Source organism: Kitasatospora sp. NPDC059722 (assembly GCF_042733235.1).
Lineage (GTDB): Bacteria > Actinomycetota > Actinomycetes > Streptomycetales > Streptomycetaceae > Kitasatospora.
In genome coordinates, this window is sequence record NZ_JBHWGD010000018.1 from 101,181 (window position 1) to 117,197 (window position 16,017).

Genomic DNA, 16,017 nt, shown 5'->3' on the forward strand with positions numbered 1-16,017 from the left:
GGCAACGGACTCGGCCGTGCCCGGCCCGCTCGGCCCGCCCGCCCCGCTCAGCCCTCGAAGTCCCGTGCCGCGGACAGCTCGTAGGCCCGGTCCGGCTCGCTGAGCGCGGCCAGCACCTCGAACCGCCGGTGCCACTGCCCGACCGACCAGGCCAGCCCGGCCGCCAGCCCCTCGGGGGTGGCCGCGTGCAGCAGGCCCGGCACCGGCGGCACCTCGAACTCGTCGTCCTCGTCGCCGGCCTCGGCCGTGTCCGGGTCGTACGGCGGCTCGGGCGCGTCCGCCTCGCGGTCCAGGCGCCAGTCCACCGCGGCCTCGTTGCCGTCCGGGCCGACGACGAGCAGCTCCTCGTGCTCCTCGTACGCCACCGGGCAGCCGGGCAGCAGCTCCCGCACCACGGCCGGCACCCGGTGCAGCACGCCCTCGGAGAGCACCCGCCCGCCCGCCACCTCGCTGGCCAGCGACACGTGCAGGCGCTCGGCGAGGTCCGCCGCGAGCGCCGGGGCGACCGGCAGCAGCGGGTGGGAGTGCAGGAGCTGGACGAGGTCGGGGGCGTCCGCGACGACCGCCTCGGTGGCGTCGACGACCACCGTGTGCGCCGGGCGGCGGCCGGTCTCCGGGTCCAGCGGCGGCAACGCCCGTACGACGTCCAGGGCTTCGATCCGCCCGGCGTCGACCCGGGCCAGCGCGCTGTGGATGCCGTGCAGCTGGCGGTGGCCGACCTCGGCGTCCGGGTCGGTGAGCCGGTCCAGGACCTCGTCCGGCCCGTGCGGTTCGGCGAGCAGCGCGGCGAGCGTCGTCCGCACGCCGAGGGCGTGCAGGAACTGCTCGTCCAGTGTGGTGCGGGCCTCGTCGTACAGGCCGCGCAGCAGCGGGTCCGCCCCGGCGGCGCGCAGGCCGGCCGGCTCGCGGCCGTCCAGCACCGGGTGGTCGCGCAGCCACCACGCGGTGTACGGCGGCAGGTCGGCGTACGAGCCGTTCGGCAGCAGGGTGCGGACGGGGTTGACGACGGCGTCCCGGTACGGCGGGCGGGCGAGCGCGGCGAGCGCCTCGGGCCAGGCGTCGTCGTCGATCAGGTCAAGGTCGCGGACGGCCAGCAGCTCAGCGGCCACCGGCGGCACGCCCACGGTGTCGCCGTCGTCGGCGTGCAGGGCGTCGAGCGCGTCCTCGGCCCACTCGGCGAGCCCGTCCGGTGCCTCGTCGAGCAGGCCGGTGGGGTGGCCGCCGGCCGCGCGGTCGGCGGGGACGGTCGGGTCGAGGCGCTCCAGGTCGTCCGGGTCGAGCACGACGTCCTCGGCCCGGACCAGGACGAAGTCGGCCAGCACGCCGACCGCGCCGAGCACGTCGGGGCCCCAGCGCTCCAGCAGGTCGTCGTCCACCCAGCCGGCGTCCTCCTCGCGCGCGAGGGCCGCGAACGGGCTGCCGGGGAGCACGAGTTCGCCGGCCCGGGCGGGCTCGCCCTCGTCGTCGAGCAGCGCCAGCCGGGCCAGCCACGGGTGCTCGCCGACGGCCGGGGCTGCGGCCCTGACCAGCGCCAGGACGGCGTCGGCCAGTTCGAGGGCGGCGTCGAGGTCGTCCTCGGCCACCTCGAAGGAGCGGGCGACGGCGGCCCGCACCTCGGGCGTGTCCAGCACGCCGGCCGGGGTCGCGGTGCCGGCACCCAGCTTGGCCAGCAGCGGGTGCGACGCCTCCGGGTGGGCGAGCCGCAGGTCGAGCGCGGCGAGCGCCCCGGCCAGCGACTCGGGGTAGCCGGGGAAGGCCGCCCAGTCGGCGGCGTCGGAGGGCAGCAGGACGCGCCGCGGCCCGGTGACCGTCCGGCCGTCGGCGAGCGGGACGGGCAGCGCGCCGAGCGCCTCCGGGTCGGCCGCGCCGAGCGCCGCGTACAGGTTGCGCCACCAGGCGGGCTCGCGGTCCAGGCCGCCGAGCTGGTCGACCACCTCGGCGAGCGGCACCCGGCGCACGTTCAGCACGCGCAGCTCGGTGCGGCGCTCCAGACCGGCCGGCAGCAGACCGGGGAAGATCGGCGCCAGCGCCTCGACCACCGAGCCGTCCGCGCCCTCCAGCAGCGTCGCGTCCCGGGGCCGCAGCGCGGGCGTGCCCTCTTCGACCGGCGCCGGGTGCGGCAGGAACGGCGTGCCGGGCAGCCGCTGGAGGATCGCCCCGCGCAGCTCGTTGTCCAGCGCGCCGTCGCCGAGCGGACCGGGCACCAGGCCGAGCGAGCCCAGGTCGCCGCCGCGGGCGCGCAGCAGGTCGGCGTAGCTGTCGGCGGCGCGCTCGGTCAGGAAGGCGGCGAGCGGTCCCGGGGCGACGTGCCGGCGGGTGGAGTCCAGCGGGTACGAGGCGATGAGCAGCGCGGGCAGGCCGACCGGCTCGTCGCTCGGCGTCGGCGCGTGCAGGACGGGCAGGACGCCGGGCAGCTGCGGGGTGCCGTCCTCGGCCACCGGGACGGCCCAGGTGACCGTCCAGTACGGGCGGGCGCGCTCCTCGGTGGGGCGGTCGACGAGCAGCTCGGGATCGAGCCGGCCGGAGGCGCCGACGGTCTGCCAGAGCGTCTGCCGGGGGCGGCCGCCCTCGTCGTCCGTGACGGTCACCTCGGTGACGCCGTCGGGGCGCGGCTCGGAGGCGGTGCGGGTGAGCGTGCGGGTGCCGTCCGGGGTCTCCACGACGATCTCGGCGAGGCCGGGGAGGGTGAGCAGCAGCGCGTCGTCGACGGCGAGCAGCAGGCGGCGCGTCAGGTCCTCGGCGGCGGCGTCGCGCAGCGGCAGCACGACCACCGTGTCGTAGCCCTCGGGGGCCGGGCCCTCGGCCGCGAACGGCAGCCGCAGCAGCGGGACGTGACCGTCGCGGCGGCGCAGCTCGTCGGCGAGCGAGGGCTGAGCCTCGGCGAGCGCGCGGGCCTCGCCGAGCGACCAGCGGACGCCGCCCGCGGCGCCGAGCACGGCGGGCTCATCGGTGACGGCGAGGACGGCGGCGAAGCCGACGCCGAACCGGCCGACGCTGGGCGCCTCGCCGCGCTTGGAGGAGGCGCGCAGGGTGGACAGCGACTCGACGGCGGCGGCGTCGAGCGGGGCGCCGGTGTTGGCGGCGGCGAGCACGCCGTCGGCGAGGGTCAGCCGCAGCCGGCCGGGGCCGCGCCCGGCGCGGACGGCGGCGTCGGCGGCGTTCTGCGCCAACTCGACGACCAGCCGGTCGCGGTAGCCGCCGAGGGCGAGCTCCTCCTCGGCGTTGGCGTCCTCCCGGAACCGGGCCGGCGAGGCGGCCCAGGCGTCCAGCACGCGTCGGCGCAGCACGGCACTCCCGAAGGGGTCCGCGAGGTGCTCGTCCGTGCCGCTGCCGATGATCCGAGGTTCCACTGGACCTGCCGCCTTCCGCCGCCCTGTACGTCGTAGGGCATTCTTCCCTGCCCCACCGACTGCTCCCGACCACGGCCCGCGCCACCCCGGGCCCGGACCCTGCCCGCACCCCCACCAGAGGCGCCCCGGAAGACACCTCGGCCCGCCCCCGCGCAGGGCCCACACCACCTCAAACCCTCGCCCACCCCGCCGGAGGCGTCCAGAAGACACCACGGCCCGCCCCGCCGGTGCGGCGGGACGGGCCGGAGCGGCACGCGTCAGGAGTGGCCGAGCTCCTCGGCCGGGGCGTCCGGCTCGACCGAGCCGGAGGCGCGGTCCGGGTGGAGCTGCATCGGCTCGACCACCAGCTCGTCCAGGATCAGCTCGGACGGCGCCGGCGGAGCCGGGATCACGGCCGCCTCGGAGTGCCCGCCGCAGCCGTACGCGAAGGAGACGATCTGCCCGTCGGCCGGTCCGAACTCGTTGCCGCACACGCCGAAGGCCTGCCCGAGCGAGCCACCGATCGGGATCAGGAAGCCGCAGCTGTTGCACGAGGCGGGCGCGGCCTGCGCCATCGGGGTCTGCGGGCCGTGCGCCTTCTCCCAGCGGTCGGCGGCCAGGTGCAGGCCGAGCCGGGAGAGCACCCGGCTGCGGCCCATGCCGAGCTCCTCGGCGACGGCGTTGATCTGCGCGCGGACCGGGGCCGGCTGGACGCCGGTGTCGCTGACGACGACGTCCTCCTCGGCGGCCTGCGCCACCGCGGAGTTCGGCGCGGGCTCGTCCTCGCCGGTCCAGCCGGGCTCCAGGCGCAGGTCGTCGGCGTCGGTGGGGAGCAGGTCGCCGGGTCCCATGTCGCCGGGGCGCAGGCGCTCGCTCCACGGCACCCACTGGGGGGCGAGGACGGCGTCGGGGCCCGGCAGCAGGACGACCTCGTCGAGGGTGACGTTCTTGGCGCGCGGGGCGCGGGCGACGGTGACCGCCCAGTGCCAGCCGCGGTAGGCCGCGTCGAGGCACTCGAAGCTGTGGGTGACGACACGGTCGGCGTCCGCCTGGACACCCAGGTGCGTCCCGACGGCTTCCGCTCCGACCGCCTCTTCGGCGGCCTGGCGGGCGAGTTCGACGGCCTCTGCACAGAGCCGATCGGGGGTACGGCTTCGCATCGCAGCACTCACGGCGTCGATTCTCTCCCAGTTCTTCTGTCGCCCACGGCGTGTTGCCTGTTCCGTCGCGGCTCGGGGTACCTCGTCCATTCTGCGCGACCGGAGGCCGCCGCGGGTACCGACCGCGCCGCTCGTCCGGGCCTGCCGGCGCCGTGGGACCCGGGCGGGCGGACCTTGGGCAGGCTACCCGTCGGTCGGCGCCCCGGCACAGTCCGGGGCTCCGGCGGACCTCCGGGGGCCGCGCCGAGCGGAGCGGAATCCCGCGTCGCAGAAGCGAATCTGGGGCAGGATGGCCTTGTGGCGGACGAAAACCCGTCGCAGCACGCACTGCGCGCCTCGCAGGCCGACGGCCCGGACGAGACGAACGCGGTGCCGCGACAGCAGCCCCCGGTCCACCCTGCGGGCGAACCGCAGCCGGCGGACGGTTCCGGGACGTCCGCGCCCGCCCTGGTCGACCTCACGAAGCACGGCGACGGCCCGGTCAACGGGCACCCGGGCGAGGACCCCGACGCGGACGTGGAGGAGCCCCCCGGCCCCCACCGCAACTTCCTCGTCCGCGGCGCCTCCGCCGCCGGCGCCCGCACCGGCCGGGTGGTGCACGGCACCGGCCGCCGGATCCGCCGGGCCACGTCGGCCGAGGGCGCGGGCGAGTCGGGCCTCGCGAAGCTGATCGAGCTGCACGCGCTGAACTCCTTCGGCGACATGCTGATCACCATCGCCCTGGCCTCGACGATCTTCTTCTCCGTCCCGACCGGCGAGGCGCGCGGCCGGGTGGCGCTCTACCTGCTGATCACGATGGCCCCGTTCGCCGTCCTCGCCCCCGTGGTCGGCCCGCTGCTGGACCGCCTGCCGCACGGCCGCCGCGCCGCCATGGCGATGTCGATGCTGGCCCGGGCGGTCCTGGCCTGGACGATGGCCGGGGTGATCTCGGGCGGCGGCATCGCGCTGTACCCCGAGGCGCTCGGCGTGCTGGTGGCGTCCAAGGCGTACGGCGTGGTGCGCAGCGTCGTGGTGCCCCGGCTGCTGCCGCACCGGCTGTCCCTGGTGAAGGCGAACTCCCGGGTCACCCTGGCCGGTCTGCTGGCCACCGGCGTGGCCGCCGCGGTGGGCGGGCTGCTGCACCTGATCGGGCCCGGCTGGCCGCTGCGCGGGGCGTTCCTGGTCTTCGTGATCGGCACCCTGATGGCCTTCCACCTGCCGCACACGGTGGACTCGGCGAAGGGCGAGCAGCGGGCCGTGCTGCACGCCGAGGTGCACACCGAGGGCTCGCACCTGATCCACCACAAGCCGCCGCCGGTCAAGACCTCGCTGCGCACGGTCGGCCCGTCGGTGGTGCTGGCGCTGCGGGCGATGGCGGCGATGAAGTGGCTGGTCGGCTTCCTGGTGATGTTCCTGGCGTTCCTGCTGCGCGAGGAGCCGATCGGCGGCCTGCGGCCCACGCTGGCGCTGGGCCTGGTCGCCCTGGCGGCGGGCACGGGCAACGCACTGGGTTCCGTCCTGGGCTCGTGGCTGCGCACGCGCGGCCCGGAGGCGACGGTCACCGCGATGCTGCTGCTCGCGACGTGCGCGACGGCGGCCTCGGCCCTCTGGTACGGCGTCGTGACGGTGATCATGATCGCCGGGACGGCCGGCATGGCGGCCTCGCTCGGCAAGCTGGCGCTGGACGCGCTGATCCAGCGGGACGTCCCGGAGGCGGTCCGGACCTCGGCGTTCGCCCGTTCGGAGACGCTGATGCAGCTGTCCTGGGTGGCCGGCGGCGCGGTCGGCATCCTGCTGCCGCTCAACGGCGAGCTGGGGCTCTCGGTGGCCGCCTCGGTGGTCGGCCTGGTGCTGCTGTGGACGATCCGTTCGCTGTTCCGGGTGGGCCTGCGCCGGCACCCGACGGCGCCCCGGGTCGCCTGACCGGTGCCCGGCCGGCGGGTGAGCGGCGCGGGCGGCAACACGCGGTTGCCGACCCCCGCGTAGCGTGATCGGCGAAGCCCGGTAGATTCTGACCCATGAGCCTCGATACCCGTGTCATCGCCGCCCTCGGCGCCGTCGTCGTGATCGGCGCCGGCACGGTCGGCGGGTCCATCGCCTACGCGTCCGGCCAGACCGCGCACAACAGCCACCGCGCCACCCTGACCGTGGGCAACTCCTCGCTCGCCGCGGACCCGCTGTGCTGGAACGACGGCAACCCGCTGACCGAGGACGACCAGCAGAAGTGCCAGGAGACGGCCACCCAGGCCCTCAAGGACGGCACGCTCCCGACCTCGGACGTCGTCGTCAGCGACAACGTCGGCGTCGGCGTCTCGCCGAACGTGGCCGACAAGGGCTGGTGGGCCTTCACCAACGGCGGCACGCAGGCCCAGGGCGGGCGCTACAGCCTGTTCTCCTACGCCAAGAACGCGACCTACTCGGGCTCGCAGTCGGCCGGCAAGCTGCTGAACGCCTCCGGCAAGACGCTGGTGACCGTGGTCGAGGGCGACAAGAACTCGGACAACCCGACCGCCGTCTGGTACTTCCAGCTGAACACCCAGGACAACTGACGGTCCTGCGATGACCGCGCGCGCCGTCGCCGACGGGCACAGCGAGCAGTCGGGCCCCGAGCGGGCCCGGCTGCTCGTCGTCGTCGCGGTGCCCGCCGAGGCCGAGGCGGTCCTGCGGGGCCTGCCGGGCGGGGCGCACGCGCTGCCGCTGCCGGGCGGGGAGCTGCACCGCGCCGGGGCCGTGGACGTCCTGGCGGGCGGGGTCGGTCCGGCCGCCGCTGCGGCCGGCGCCGCGGCTGCCCTCTCGGCCCACCGCTACGGGCTGGTCGTGTCGGCCGGCATCGCGGGCGGCTTCGCCCCGCACGCCCCGGTGGGCGCGACCGTGGTGGCCGACGCGATCGTCGCCGCCGACCTGGGCGCCGAGACCCCCGAGGGCTTCGCCGACGTCGCCGAGCTCGGCTTCGGCACCACCCGGCACACGCCTCCCCCGGCCGCCGTCGTGCTCGCCGCACGGGCGCTGGGGGCCGTCACCGGGCCCGTCCTGACCGTCTCCACCGTCACCGGCAGCGCCGAGCGGGCCGCCGCCCTGACCGCCCGCCACCCGGGCGCCGCGGCCGAGGCGATGGAGGGCTTCGGCGTGGCCGAGGCCGCCGCCCGGTTCGGCGTGCCGGCCTTCGAGCTGCGGACGGTCTCCAACCCGGTGGGCCCGCGCGACCGGGCCGCCTGGCGGATCGGCGACGCCCTGGCCGCGCTGGAGCGGGCCTTCGCCGCGCTGCCCGTCCCCGCACTCGTCGAGACCCTCGCCGAGGCACTCACCGAGGAGGCCGGCCGTGGCTGAACGGCTCAGCATCGCGTACTCGCCCTGCCCGAACGACACCTTCGTCTTCCACGCCTGGGCGCACGGCCTGGTGCCCGGCGCCGACGCCCCCGAGGTGACGTTCGCGGACATCGACGTCACGAACGGGCTGGCCGAGCGCGGCGAGCTGGACGTCCTGAAGATCAGCTACGGCGCCCTGCCGTGGGTCCTGGCGGAGTACACGCTGCTGCCCTGCGGCGGCGCGCTCGGCCGCGGCTGCGGCCCGCTGGTGCTCACCCGGCCGGGCGTGGCGGCCCCCGGGGACCTCACCGGCAAGACCGTGGCGGTGCCGTCCGAGCGGTCCACCGCCTACCTGCTGTTCCGGCTCTGGGCCGCGAAGGCCGTGCCGGGGGGCTTCGGCGAGATCGTCGTCCTGCCGTTCCACGAGATCATGCCCGCCGTCCGGGACGGCCGGGTGGACGCCGGCCTGGTGATCCACGAGGCGCGCTTCACCTACCGGCAGTACGGGCTGCACAGCCTCGCCGACATGGGCGAGGCCTGGGAGCGGGAGACCGGCCTGCCGATCCCGCTCGGCGCGATCGTCGCGAAGCGCTCGCTGGGCGCCGAGCGGCTGCGCGCGCTCACCGACGCGATCCGCGCGTCCGTCCGGCAGGCCTGGGCGGACCCGGCGGCCAGCCGGGAGTACGTGCTCGCGCACGCCCAGGAGATGGACCCGGCCGTCGCCGACCAGCACATCGGGCTCTATGTGAACGAGTTCACCGCGGACCTCGGCGAGGAGGGCTACGCGGCCGTCCGCGCGCTGCTCACCCGGGCCGCCGCCGAGGGGCTGGTACCCCCGCTCGACCCGGGTGCGCTCGCGTTCTGACGCCCCTCGGGGCCCTGCTCAGAGGTCGAACTGGTCGGCCACCGCGCGCAGCAGGCCGGCCAGCTTCTGACCCGTCGGCTTCGCCGGGTAGCGGCCGTGCTGCAGGCCGGGGAGCACCGCGTCCAGCGTGGTGATCAGGTCCTGGACGATGGGCGCCATGTCGTCGGCGCTGCGGCGCTGGGCGGCGGCCACCGAGGGCAGGGCCTCCAGCAGCTGCACGGCCATCGCCTGGTCGCCGCGGTGGCCCGCGACCACGCCGAACTCGACCCGCTGGCCCGGCTTCAGACTCGTGACACCGGTGGGCAGCGCCTTGGTGTGGACGAAGACGTCGCCGCCGTCGTCGCGCGACAGGAAGCCGAAGCCCTTCGTCTCGTTGAACCACTTGACCTGGCCGGTGGGCATCTCGAACAGTCCTCGAATGGGTGTGAGGGATCCCGGCCCTGGCCGGGGATCACTGGGTGGTGGAAAGCGCGGGCCGACCTCGGCTCGGCGCCCGTGGGCGCTCATGGTCAGCACGCTGTCAGGAGCAGACTAACGGTCCGTCACTGCCTCATCCGCGTTCCGCGAAAGTTCCGCGGTCCGGCGACTCGGGCACCTGGGCCCGTGGGGCTCTCGCGATCACGGGAGAGCCGGTACTGGTGCGCCCTGGGCGCGGCTCAGCGCTGTCCATGCGGCTCACACCTCCGGCTCCGGGGAAGTCGGGGCGCGCCACTCGCACCCCTAGGCAACCCGTGCATACCCCCGCTCAGCAGGGATCGAAACTCCCAGCTTCCGGGAAACTGCGCAACGTGACCGAACCGCTCGTCTGCGAAGCGGTGCGGCGGGAGCCGGGCCGGGAGCACCCCGCCCGGCTCTGCCAGACTGGAGTGCCCCGGCGCGGCCCCTCGCGCCCGGAACGCCCCCGGACACCGGGGGCACGTCCGAAGGCACCCCGAGCACCCCGAAGCGCCCCCGAGCACCTCCCGAGGAGCAAGCAGAAGTGAGCAGCCAGAGCGCCGACCGCGGCGACGCCTACGTCCGGGCCGGAGCGATCGTCTTCGGCATGGGCGCGCTCGCCACCCTGGTCACCTTCGTCCCGCTGTTCCTGCACCTCACGCCGCTGCCGACGGCCGCGTACTGGCTCAGCATGCTGATGCCGGCGGGCTTCCTGCTCGCGCTGGTCGGGCTGTTCGTGAACGCGCGCGCCCAGAAGCGCCGCGCGGCCTCGCAGGCATGACTCGCAGGCGTGACGCGCCCTACGCGCCCAGGTGCCCGGCGAGCCAGGCCGGGAACCCGGTGAGGTCGGCGAGCACCACGTCCGCGCCGGCCGCCCGCAGCTCGTCCGCGCCGTACGGCCCGGTGGCCACGCCCACCGCGACGGCCTCCGCGCGGCGGGCCCCGACGATGTCGCCGAGGTGGTCGCCGACGTAGACCGTCGCTCCGTGCTCGCGCAGCGCGTCGCCCTTGGTCTCCGCCCAGAGGTCGCCGACCAGCGCGTCCGCGTGCAGCTTGGCGTGCTCCAGGTGGAGGCGGGCGTTCGGCTCGTACTTGCCGGTGATCACGGCGACCCGGCCGCCGTGCGCGCGGACGGCCTCGACCGCCGCGTGCGCGCCGGGCAGGGCGACGGTCGGGGCGAAGGCGTACTCCCGGTACAGCTCGCGGTAGCGGGCGGCGGCGCGCTCGACCTCGTCCTCGGGGAACCAGTTGCGGATCTCGTCCAGCAGCGGCGGGCCGAGCCGGGTGACGACGAGGTCGGCGTCGATGGGGGTACCGGTCTCGGCCGACAGCGCCAGGTACGTGGCGCGGATCCCCGGCCGGGTGTCCAGCAGCGTCATGTCGAGGTCGAAGCCGACGGTGAGCGGGGTGGCGGAAGTCGCGGGCATGGCGCCAGGCTATCCAACGGCCGGTGCGGGGACGAGGCGATTTGCCGGGGCTTCGCGGCGGAACTTAGGTTTACCTGAGTTGTCTGCGGAAGAGGGCCCATGACCGACACCACCGCCGCGCCGCCGCCCGGCCGGCGACGGACCTCCCACCGCCGCATACCGTGGCTCGTCGCCGCGCTGGCCGTCCTGGCCGGCGCGGTGCTGCTGAGCCTCTCGGCCGGCAGCCGCACGATCCCCTTCTCCGAGACGCTCGACGCCCTGCTGCACGGCGGCGACACCGCCGACGCCGTCGTCGTCCGCGAGCTGCGGGTGCCGCGCACGGTCGTCGGCGTCGCCGTCGGCGCGGCGCTCGGCCTCGCCGGGGCCGTCATGCAGGGCCTCACCCGCAACCCGATCGCCGACCCCGGCATCCTCGGCGTCTCCCAGGGCGCGGCGGCCGGCGTGGTCGTGGCGATCTCCGGCTTCGGGGTCTCGACGCTGACCGGGTACGTCTGGTTCGGGTTCGCGGGCGCCGTGATCGCCACCGTGCTCGTGTACGGCCTCGCCGGGCGCGGGCGCGGCGGCGCGACACCGGTCAAGCTGGCGCTGGCCGGCTCGGCGATCTCCGCGTTCATCGCGTCGCTGAACACGCTGGTGCTCACGACGGACGCCGCGACGATGGACCGGTTCCGGTTCTGGCACGTCGGCTCGCTGTCCGGGCGGACCTCCGACGTGGCCTGGCAGCTGCTGCCCTTCCTGCTGGTCGGGACGGTGCTCGTGGTCGCGGTGGCGCGCGGGCTGGACGCGCTCGCGCTCGGCGAGGACACCGCGAAGGGGCTCGGCGCGAAGACGGGCCTCGTCCGGGCGGTGGGCGCCCTCGGGGCCACCGTGCTGACCGGCTCCGCGGTCGCGGCGGCGGGCCCGATCGCGTTCGTCGGCCTGGCCGTCCCGCACGCGGCGCGGGCCGTCGCGGGGGCCGACAACCGGTGGGTGCTCGCCTTCTCCGCCGTACTCGGCCCGGCGCTGCTGCTCCTCGCGGACACGCTCGGGCGGGTGCTCTTCCCGCCGTCGGAGGTCCCGGCCGGGGTGATGACGGCGCTCGTGGGCGTCCCGGTGCTGGTCGCGCTGGTGCGGCGGCGCAAGGTGGTGGCGGCGTGACGTCGGTTTCCCTGCGCGGCTACACCGTCGTCCGGGCCGGACGGGCGTCGTTCCTGCTGCACCGGCGCTCGGCCTTCGTCGCGCTCGGGCTGCTGGCGGCACTGGCCGGCACCGTGATCGCCTCGCTGTGCCTCGGCGAGTCCACCGTGTCGCCGGTCGACGTCGTCGAGGTCGTGCTCGGGAAGCCGAACCCGAACGAGCTGGTGGTGGGCGAGTTCCGGCTGCCCCGCATCGTCGTCGGCCTGCTGGTCGGCACCGCGCTCGGGCTGGCCGGGGCGCTCGTCCAGACCGTCGCCCGCAATCCGCTCGCCAGCCCCGACGTCGTCGGCGTCACGTGGGGCGCCACCGCGACCGTCGTCGGCCTCATGGCGTACGGCGTCGTCGGCTCCACCGGCCAGGCCCCGTACGCGGCCGTCCTCGGCGGCCTCGTCGCCGGAGTGCTCGTCTACGCGCTCGCCTGGCGGCGCGGGCTGCACGCGCAGCGCTTCGTCCTCATCGGCATCGGGATCAGCGTCGCGCTCTCCTCGCTGACCTCCGTCTTCCTCACCAAGGGCGACGGCTTCCAGGCACAGGCCGCCAAGGTGTGGATGACGGGCAGCCTCAACGGCTCCGGCTACGACCAGGCCGGTTGGCTCGCCTGGGTGCTGCTCGCCGCCGCGCCCGTCGCCCTGTGGGCGGCGCGGGCGCAGCGCTCGATCTCCTTCGACGACGCGACCGCCGTCGGCCTCGGCCTGCGGCTGGACCGGATCCGGCTCGGCATGGCGCTGCTCGGCACCGTCCTCGCCTCGTGCGCGGCGGGCGCGGCCGGCCCGGTGGACTTCGTCGCCCTGATGGCCCCGCAGATCGCCCTGCGGCTCGCCCGCTCCGCGCAGGTCCCGCTGCTGTGCTCGGCGCTGACCGGCGCCCTGGTCGTCGTCCTCGCCGACCTGATCGCCCGGCGCCTGCTCGCCCCGACCGAACTGCCGGTGGGCGTCGTGACCGGCCTGGTCGGCGCGCCCTACCTGATGTGGCTGCTCGTCCGATCCCGCCGTGGAGGTGCCTGATGGCCGTGCTGGAAGCCCGTGACCTGACCCTCGCCTACGAGGCGCGCACGGTCGTCGAGGGCCTGGACGTCACGGTGCCGGAGGGCCGGGTCACGGTGATCGTCGGCCCGAACGCGTGCGGCAAGTCCACGCTGCTGCGCGCCCTCGGCCGCCTCCTGAAGCCCGCCCGCGGCGCGGTCCTGCTCGACGGCGAGGAGCTGGCGCGCATCCCGACCAAGCGGGTCGCCCAGCGCCTCGGCCTGCTCCCGCAGTCCCCGACCGCCCCCGAGGGCATCTCGGTCGCCGACCTCGTCGCCCGCGGCCGCCAGCCGCACCAGAGCTGGTGGCAGCAGTGGTCCCCGGAGGACGAGGCCGCCGTCGCCGAGGCCCTGGAGCGCACCTCCACGGCCGACCTGGCCGAGCGCAGCATGGACGAGCTCTCCGGCGGCCAGCGCCAGCGCGCCTGGATCGCGATGGCCCTCGCCCAGGGCACCGACGTCCTGCTCCTCGACGAGCCGACGACCTACCTCGACATCGCCCACCAGGTCGAGGTCCTCGACCTGGTCCGCCGCCTCAACGCCGAACGCGCCCGCACGGTCGTCGCCGTCCTCCACGACCTCAACCAGGCCGCCCGCTACGCCGACCACCTGGTGGCCATGCGCGAGGGCCGCATCGTCGCCCAGGGCACCCCGGCGGAGGTCGTGACGGCCGACCTGGTCCGCGAGGTCTTCGGCCTCGACTCGGTCGTCGTCCCCGACCCTGTCACCGGCACCCCCCTGGTGGTCCCCGGCGCCCCGTGGACGGCGGCCTGACGGCGAACAAACCGCGCCACGTCCTTCCGGGGGCGGGCGGCGCGGGCGGGTGTCGGGTGGCAATTCGGACATAATCGGCAGGGTTCGTCTCCCCTGTCGTCCGACCGTCCGAGGAATCGCCGATGCACCGGATCACCCGTCGCGCGCTGCTGGTCGGGCTGGGTGGGGCCGCCCTTGCCGGGTGTACGACGAATCGGGCGGGGGGCTCGGGGACGGACGGGGTCCCGGCGGGCGGTTCGGGTGCGGCGGTGCCTCCGGTGACGGTGAACACCGCGGTCGGGCCGGTGGTCGTGCCGGGTGTGCCGCTGCGGGTCGTCGCGCTCGACACGGACGTGTTCGACTCGGCGCTGACGCTCGGGATCGCGCCGATCGGGGCCGCGCGGCCCGCGTTGGACGCGCACTACCCGGAGTACTGGCCGCAGTCCCGGACGGCCGCGATCGCGTACGTCGGGCCGGCCGGGGCGCCCGACCTCGCGACGATCCGGTCGCTGCGGCCGGACCTGATCCTGTCCAACCAGATGCGGGACGGCGACCGCTACGACGCCCTGCGGGAGCTGGCGCCCACCGTGCTCACCCAGACCACGGGCGCCCCCTGGAAGGCCAACTTCCAGCTGCACGCCCAGGCGTTGAGCCGGCAGGCGGCCGCCGCGGCCTTCGTCGGCTCGTACCAGCGGCACGTCTCGCAGGTGACGGCCGCGCTCTCGGACGCGAAGGTGTCCGGGCGGAAGGTGAGCCTCGTGCGGTTCGTCGAGGGCGGCGGGATCCGGCTGTACGGCAAGCAGAGCTTCCCGGGGGTGGTGCTGTCGGACGCGGGTATCGGGCGGCCGGACGCGCAGAACGTCGACCAGTCCGACTTCGAGGTCCCGCTCGACCAGATCGCCAGGGCGGACGGCGACCTCCTGCTCTACGGGACGTACGGCGATCCGGAGCGGTCCGGCGCCGGCACCGTTCTGGCGAGCTCCGCGTGGCAGGCGCTCGGCGCCGTGAAGGCGCACCGGGCCTTCCCCGTCGACGACCAGCTGTGGTTCGAGGGCATCGGGTACACGGGTGCCAACTACATGCTGGACGAGTTGCAGCGCTTCCTGGGGGCGTGACGTCCGGGTCACGAACCGCCGAGTGCAGCACGGAGCTTGGCCCGCAGCAGCCGTACGGCCGGCGAGTGCCGGTCGCGACGGGCGACGAGGCCCAGGCGGGCGTGAACGGCCGCGTCCTTGAGGGGAATGACGCGCAGCGTCGGGACGCCGACGGCGGACGACGGGCTCAGGACGGCCACGCCCGCGCCGCGTTCGGCGAGGCGCAGGAGCGTCGTCGGCGAGCCGGCCTCGATGTCCACGCGGGGTTCCAGGCCGAGTTGGAGGCACGAGCGGTCGTAGGCGGCGCGGATCCCGGTGCCCCTGGTCAGGCCGAGGATCTTCTCGCCGGTTCGGAGGTCGGCGAGGCGGACGGTCTTGCGGTCGAGCGGGTGCCCGATCGGCACGACGGCGGCGATCGGCTCGTCGACGAAGACGCTCGCGTCGAGCTCGGGGTCGGCCTCGCCCGCGAATCCGATCAGCGCGAGGTCGAGGGTGCGGGCGAGGACGTGGGACTGGAGGAGCTCGGAGTCGTCCTCGTGCAGGCTGAGTTCGATCCCGGGGTGCGTGCGGCCGAGGTCGGCGACGACGTCGAGGAACGGCGGGATCGAGCAGCCCGTGATCATGCCCAGGCGCACGCGCCCGCGCACGGCCTCCGCGAACTCGGCGGCGGTGTGCTGGATGTCGTCGAGCGTGGCGAGGGCGTTCTTGGCCAGCGGGAGGATCGCCTCGCCGGCGGGGGTGAGGCGGATGCCTCCCCGGCTGGCGCGTTCGAGGAGTTGCTGGCCCAACTCGCGTTCCAGCTTGCCGACTTGGGTGCTGATACCGGACTGGCTCACATGCAGGCGCACGGCGGCAGCGGTGAAGGAGCCCTCGTCGACGACGGCGGCGAAGTAGCGCAGCTGGTGCATCTCCATAACTGATGATGATAGCTGGCATTCGATCTATCTGTTGGACGGATGGGTGGATACCGGCGGACCATGGAGGCATGACGACGACGAAGAGTGCACGCGAGATCGCCGAGACCTACTTCGCCTCCTGGGAGGCCGGCGACTTCGAGGCGGTGCGGGAACTACTGGCGGAGGACGTGGACTTCGTGGGCGCGCTCGGCACCGCCTCGGGGGTCGAGGAGGCCCTGGGCGGGCTGAAGGGTCTCGGGCAGGTGCTGGAGAAGATCGACGTCCAGGTCCGGGTCGCCGACGGCGACGACGTGATCACCTGGTACGACCTGCACACGAGCATTGCCCCGGCGACGCCCACGGTGAACTGGATGCACATCGAGAACGGCAGGATCACGCGGATCCGCGTGACCTTCGACCCGCGCGAACTGCTGGCGGGCTTCGCGAAGTAGGCGTCAGAGGGGTGGGGGGGGGGGAAGTAAAAAGACACAAACAAAACAACCAAAAAAAAAACACAAAAAAAAACACAAAAAAACCAAAACAAACACAAACACAAACAAAGCCACCCCCACACAC

15 protein-coding genes are annotated in these 16,017 nt (G+C 75.1%); 10 read left to right on the plus strand and 5 right to left on the minus strand.

Annotated elements, in window-relative coordinates; genetic code table 11:
* Positions 1-47 precede the first annotated feature (47 nt).
* Positions 48-3,350: a sacsin N-terminal ATP-binding-like domain-containing protein gene (locus ACFV4F_RS14920; protein WP_380502561.1), complete on the minus strand. Its 3,303-nt coding sequence runs from the start codon at positions 3,348-3,350 to the stop codon at positions 48-50.
* 257 nt (positions 3,351-3,607) lie between these two features.
* On the minus strand, positions 3,608-4,489 hold the full coding sequence (locus tag ACFV4F_RS14925; protein ID WP_380435521.1) for a DUF3027 domain-containing protein: 882 nt from the start codon (positions 4,487-4,489) through the stop codon (positions 3,608-3,610).
* Between the two features lie 516 nt (positions 4,490-5,005).
* On the opposite strand from ACFV4F_RS14925, the gene ACFV4F_RS14930 reads away from it, so the two are divergent.
* The 4 genes from ACFV4F_RS14930 (at position 5,006) to ACFV4F_RS14945 (ending at position 8,639) form a co-directional block, all read left to right on the plus strand.
* On the plus strand, positions 5,006-6,391 hold the full coding sequence (locus ACFV4F_RS14930; RefSeq protein WP_380498378.1) for an MFS transporter: 1,386 nt from the start codon (positions 5,006-5,008) through the stop codon (positions 6,389-6,391).
* 95 nt (positions 6,392-6,486) lie between these two features.
* Positions 6,487-7,017, plus strand: coding sequence for a hypothetical protein (locus ACFV4F_RS14935; RefSeq protein WP_380435519.1), 531 nt, complete (start codon positions 6,487-6,489; stop codon positions 7,015-7,017).
* 10 nt (positions 7,018-7,027) lie between these two features.
* Complete coding sequence (locus ACFV4F_RS14940; protein WP_380502564.1) at positions 7,028-7,795, plus strand: futalosine hydrolase; 768 nt, start codon at positions 7,028-7,030, stop codon at positions 7,793-7,795.
* Positions 7,788-8,639 carry a 1,4-dihydroxy-6-naphthoate synthase gene (locus tag ACFV4F_RS14945; protein WP_380502567.1) on the plus strand — a complete coding sequence of 284 codons (852 nt, stop codon included), beginning with the start codon at positions 7,788-7,790 and terminating at the stop codon, positions 8,637-8,639. The genes ACFV4F_RS14940 and ACFV4F_RS14945 overlap by 8 nt, the downstream gene beginning before the upstream one ends.
* Before the next feature lie 18 nt (positions 8,640-8,657).
* Here the strand turns inward: ACFV4F_RS14945 and ACFV4F_RS14950 are convergent, their stop codons facing one another.
* Positions 8,658-9,041: a cold-shock protein gene (locus tag ACFV4F_RS14950; RefSeq protein WP_359967648.1), complete on the minus strand. Its 384-nt coding sequence runs from the start codon at positions 9,039-9,041 to the stop codon at positions 8,658-8,660.
* Positions 9,042-9,618: 577 nt separating this feature from the next.
* On the opposite strand from ACFV4F_RS14950, the gene ACFV4F_RS14955 reads away from it, so the two are divergent.
* Positions 9,619-9,855 (plus strand): hypothetical protein, encoded by a 237-nt coding sequence (locus ACFV4F_RS14955; protein ID WP_380502570.1) that lies wholly within the window; start codon positions 9,619-9,621, stop codon positions 9,853-9,855.
* Positions 9,856-9,874: 19 nt separating this feature from the next.
* On the opposite strand, the gene ACFV4F_RS14960 is transcribed toward ACFV4F_RS14955, so the two are convergent.
* Complete coding sequence (locus ACFV4F_RS14960; RefSeq protein WP_380502573.1) at positions 9,875-10,501, minus strand: HAD family hydrolase; 627 nt, start codon at positions 10,499-10,501, stop codon at positions 9,875-9,877.
* A gap of 99 nt (positions 10,502-10,600) precedes the next feature.
* On the opposite strand from ACFV4F_RS14960, the gene ACFV4F_RS14965 reads away from it, so the two are divergent.
* From ACFV4F_RS14965 to ACFV4F_RS14980, 4 genes are all read left to right on the plus strand, one after another.
* A complete protein-coding gene (locus tag ACFV4F_RS14965; RefSeq protein ID WP_380435510.1) occupies positions 10,601-11,638 on the plus strand; it encodes a FecCD family ABC transporter permease in 1,038 nt (345 codons plus the stop codon).
* On the plus strand, positions 11,635-12,681 hold the full coding sequence (locus ACFV4F_RS14970; RefSeq protein ID WP_380502576.1) for a FecCD family ABC transporter permease: 1,047 nt from the start codon (positions 11,635-11,637) through the stop codon (positions 12,679-12,681). Before ACFV4F_RS14965 ends, ACFV4F_RS14970 begins: the two co-directional genes overlap by 4 nt.
* The gene (locus ACFV4F_RS14975; protein ID WP_380435506.1) at positions 12,681-13,472 is read left to right on the plus strand and encodes an ABC transporter ATP-binding protein; all 792 of its coding nucleotides are present in this window, start codon (positions 12,681-12,683) and stop codon (positions 13,470-13,472) included. The genes ACFV4F_RS14970 and ACFV4F_RS14975 overlap by 1 nt, the downstream gene beginning before the upstream one ends.
* 257 nt (positions 13,473-13,729) lie before the next feature.
* Entirely contained in the window at positions 13,730-14,566 is an 837-nt protein-coding gene (locus ACFV4F_RS14980; protein ID WP_380502579.1) for an ABC transporter substrate-binding protein, read from the plus strand.
* 8 nt (positions 14,567-14,574) lie between these two features.
* On the opposite strand, the gene ACFV4F_RS14985 is transcribed toward ACFV4F_RS14980, so the two are convergent.
* A complete protein-coding gene (locus ACFV4F_RS14985) occupies positions 14,575-15,459 on the minus strand; it encodes a LysR family transcriptional regulator (RefSeq protein WP_380502582.1) in 885 nt (294 codons plus the stop codon).
* Between the two features lie 71 nt (positions 15,460-15,530).
* Here ACFV4F_RS14985 and ACFV4F_RS14990 point away from each other — a divergent pair, with 71 nt between their 5' ends.
* Positions 15,531-15,893: a nuclear transport factor 2 family protein gene (locus ACFV4F_RS14990; protein WP_380435500.1), complete on the plus strand. Its 363-nt coding sequence runs from the start codon at positions 15,531-15,533 to the stop codon at positions 15,891-15,893.
* Positions 15,894-16,017: the final 124 nt, after the last annotated feature.

What these genes read in the sequence shown, in the direction of transcription:
- ACFV4F_RS14925 (WP_380435521.1), bottom strand. Translation starts at nt 4,489, where the DNA reads ATGCGAAGCCGTACCCCCGATCGGCTCTGTGCAGAGGCCGTCGAACTC.
- ACFV4F_RS14935 (WP_380435519.1), top strand. Translation starts at nt 6,487, where the DNA reads ATGAGCCTCGATACCCGTGTCATCGCCGCCCTCGGCGCCGTCGTCGTG.
- ACFV4F_RS14940 (WP_380502564.1), top strand. Translation starts at nt 7,028, where the DNA reads ATGACCGCGCGCGCCGTCGCCGACGGGCACAGCGAGCAGTCGGGCCCC.
- ACFV4F_RS14950 (WP_359967648.1), bottom strand. Translation starts at nt 9,041, where the DNA reads ATGCCCACCGGCCAGGTCAAGTGGTTCAACGAGACGAAGGGCTTCGGC.
- ACFV4F_RS14960 (WP_380502573.1), bottom strand. Translation starts at nt 10,501, where the DNA reads ATGCCCGCGACTTCCGCCACCCCGCTCACCGTCGGCTTCGACCTCGAC.
- ACFV4F_RS14965 (WP_380435510.1), top strand. Translation starts at nt 10,601, where the DNA reads ATGACCGACACCACCGCCGCGCCGCCGCCCGGCCGGCGACGGACCTCC.
- ACFV4F_RS14975 (WP_380435506.1), top strand. Translation starts at nt 12,681, where the DNA reads ATGGCCGTGCTGGAAGCCCGTGACCTGACCCTCGCCTACGAGGCGCGC.
- ACFV4F_RS14985 (WP_380502582.1), bottom strand. Translation starts at nt 15,459, where the DNA reads ATGGAGATGCACCAGCTGCGCTACTTCGCCGCCGTCGTCGACGAGGGC.
- ACFV4F_RS14990 (WP_380435500.1), top strand. Translation starts at nt 15,531, where the DNA reads ATGACGACGACGAAGAGTGCACGCGAGATCGCCGAGACCTACTTCGCC.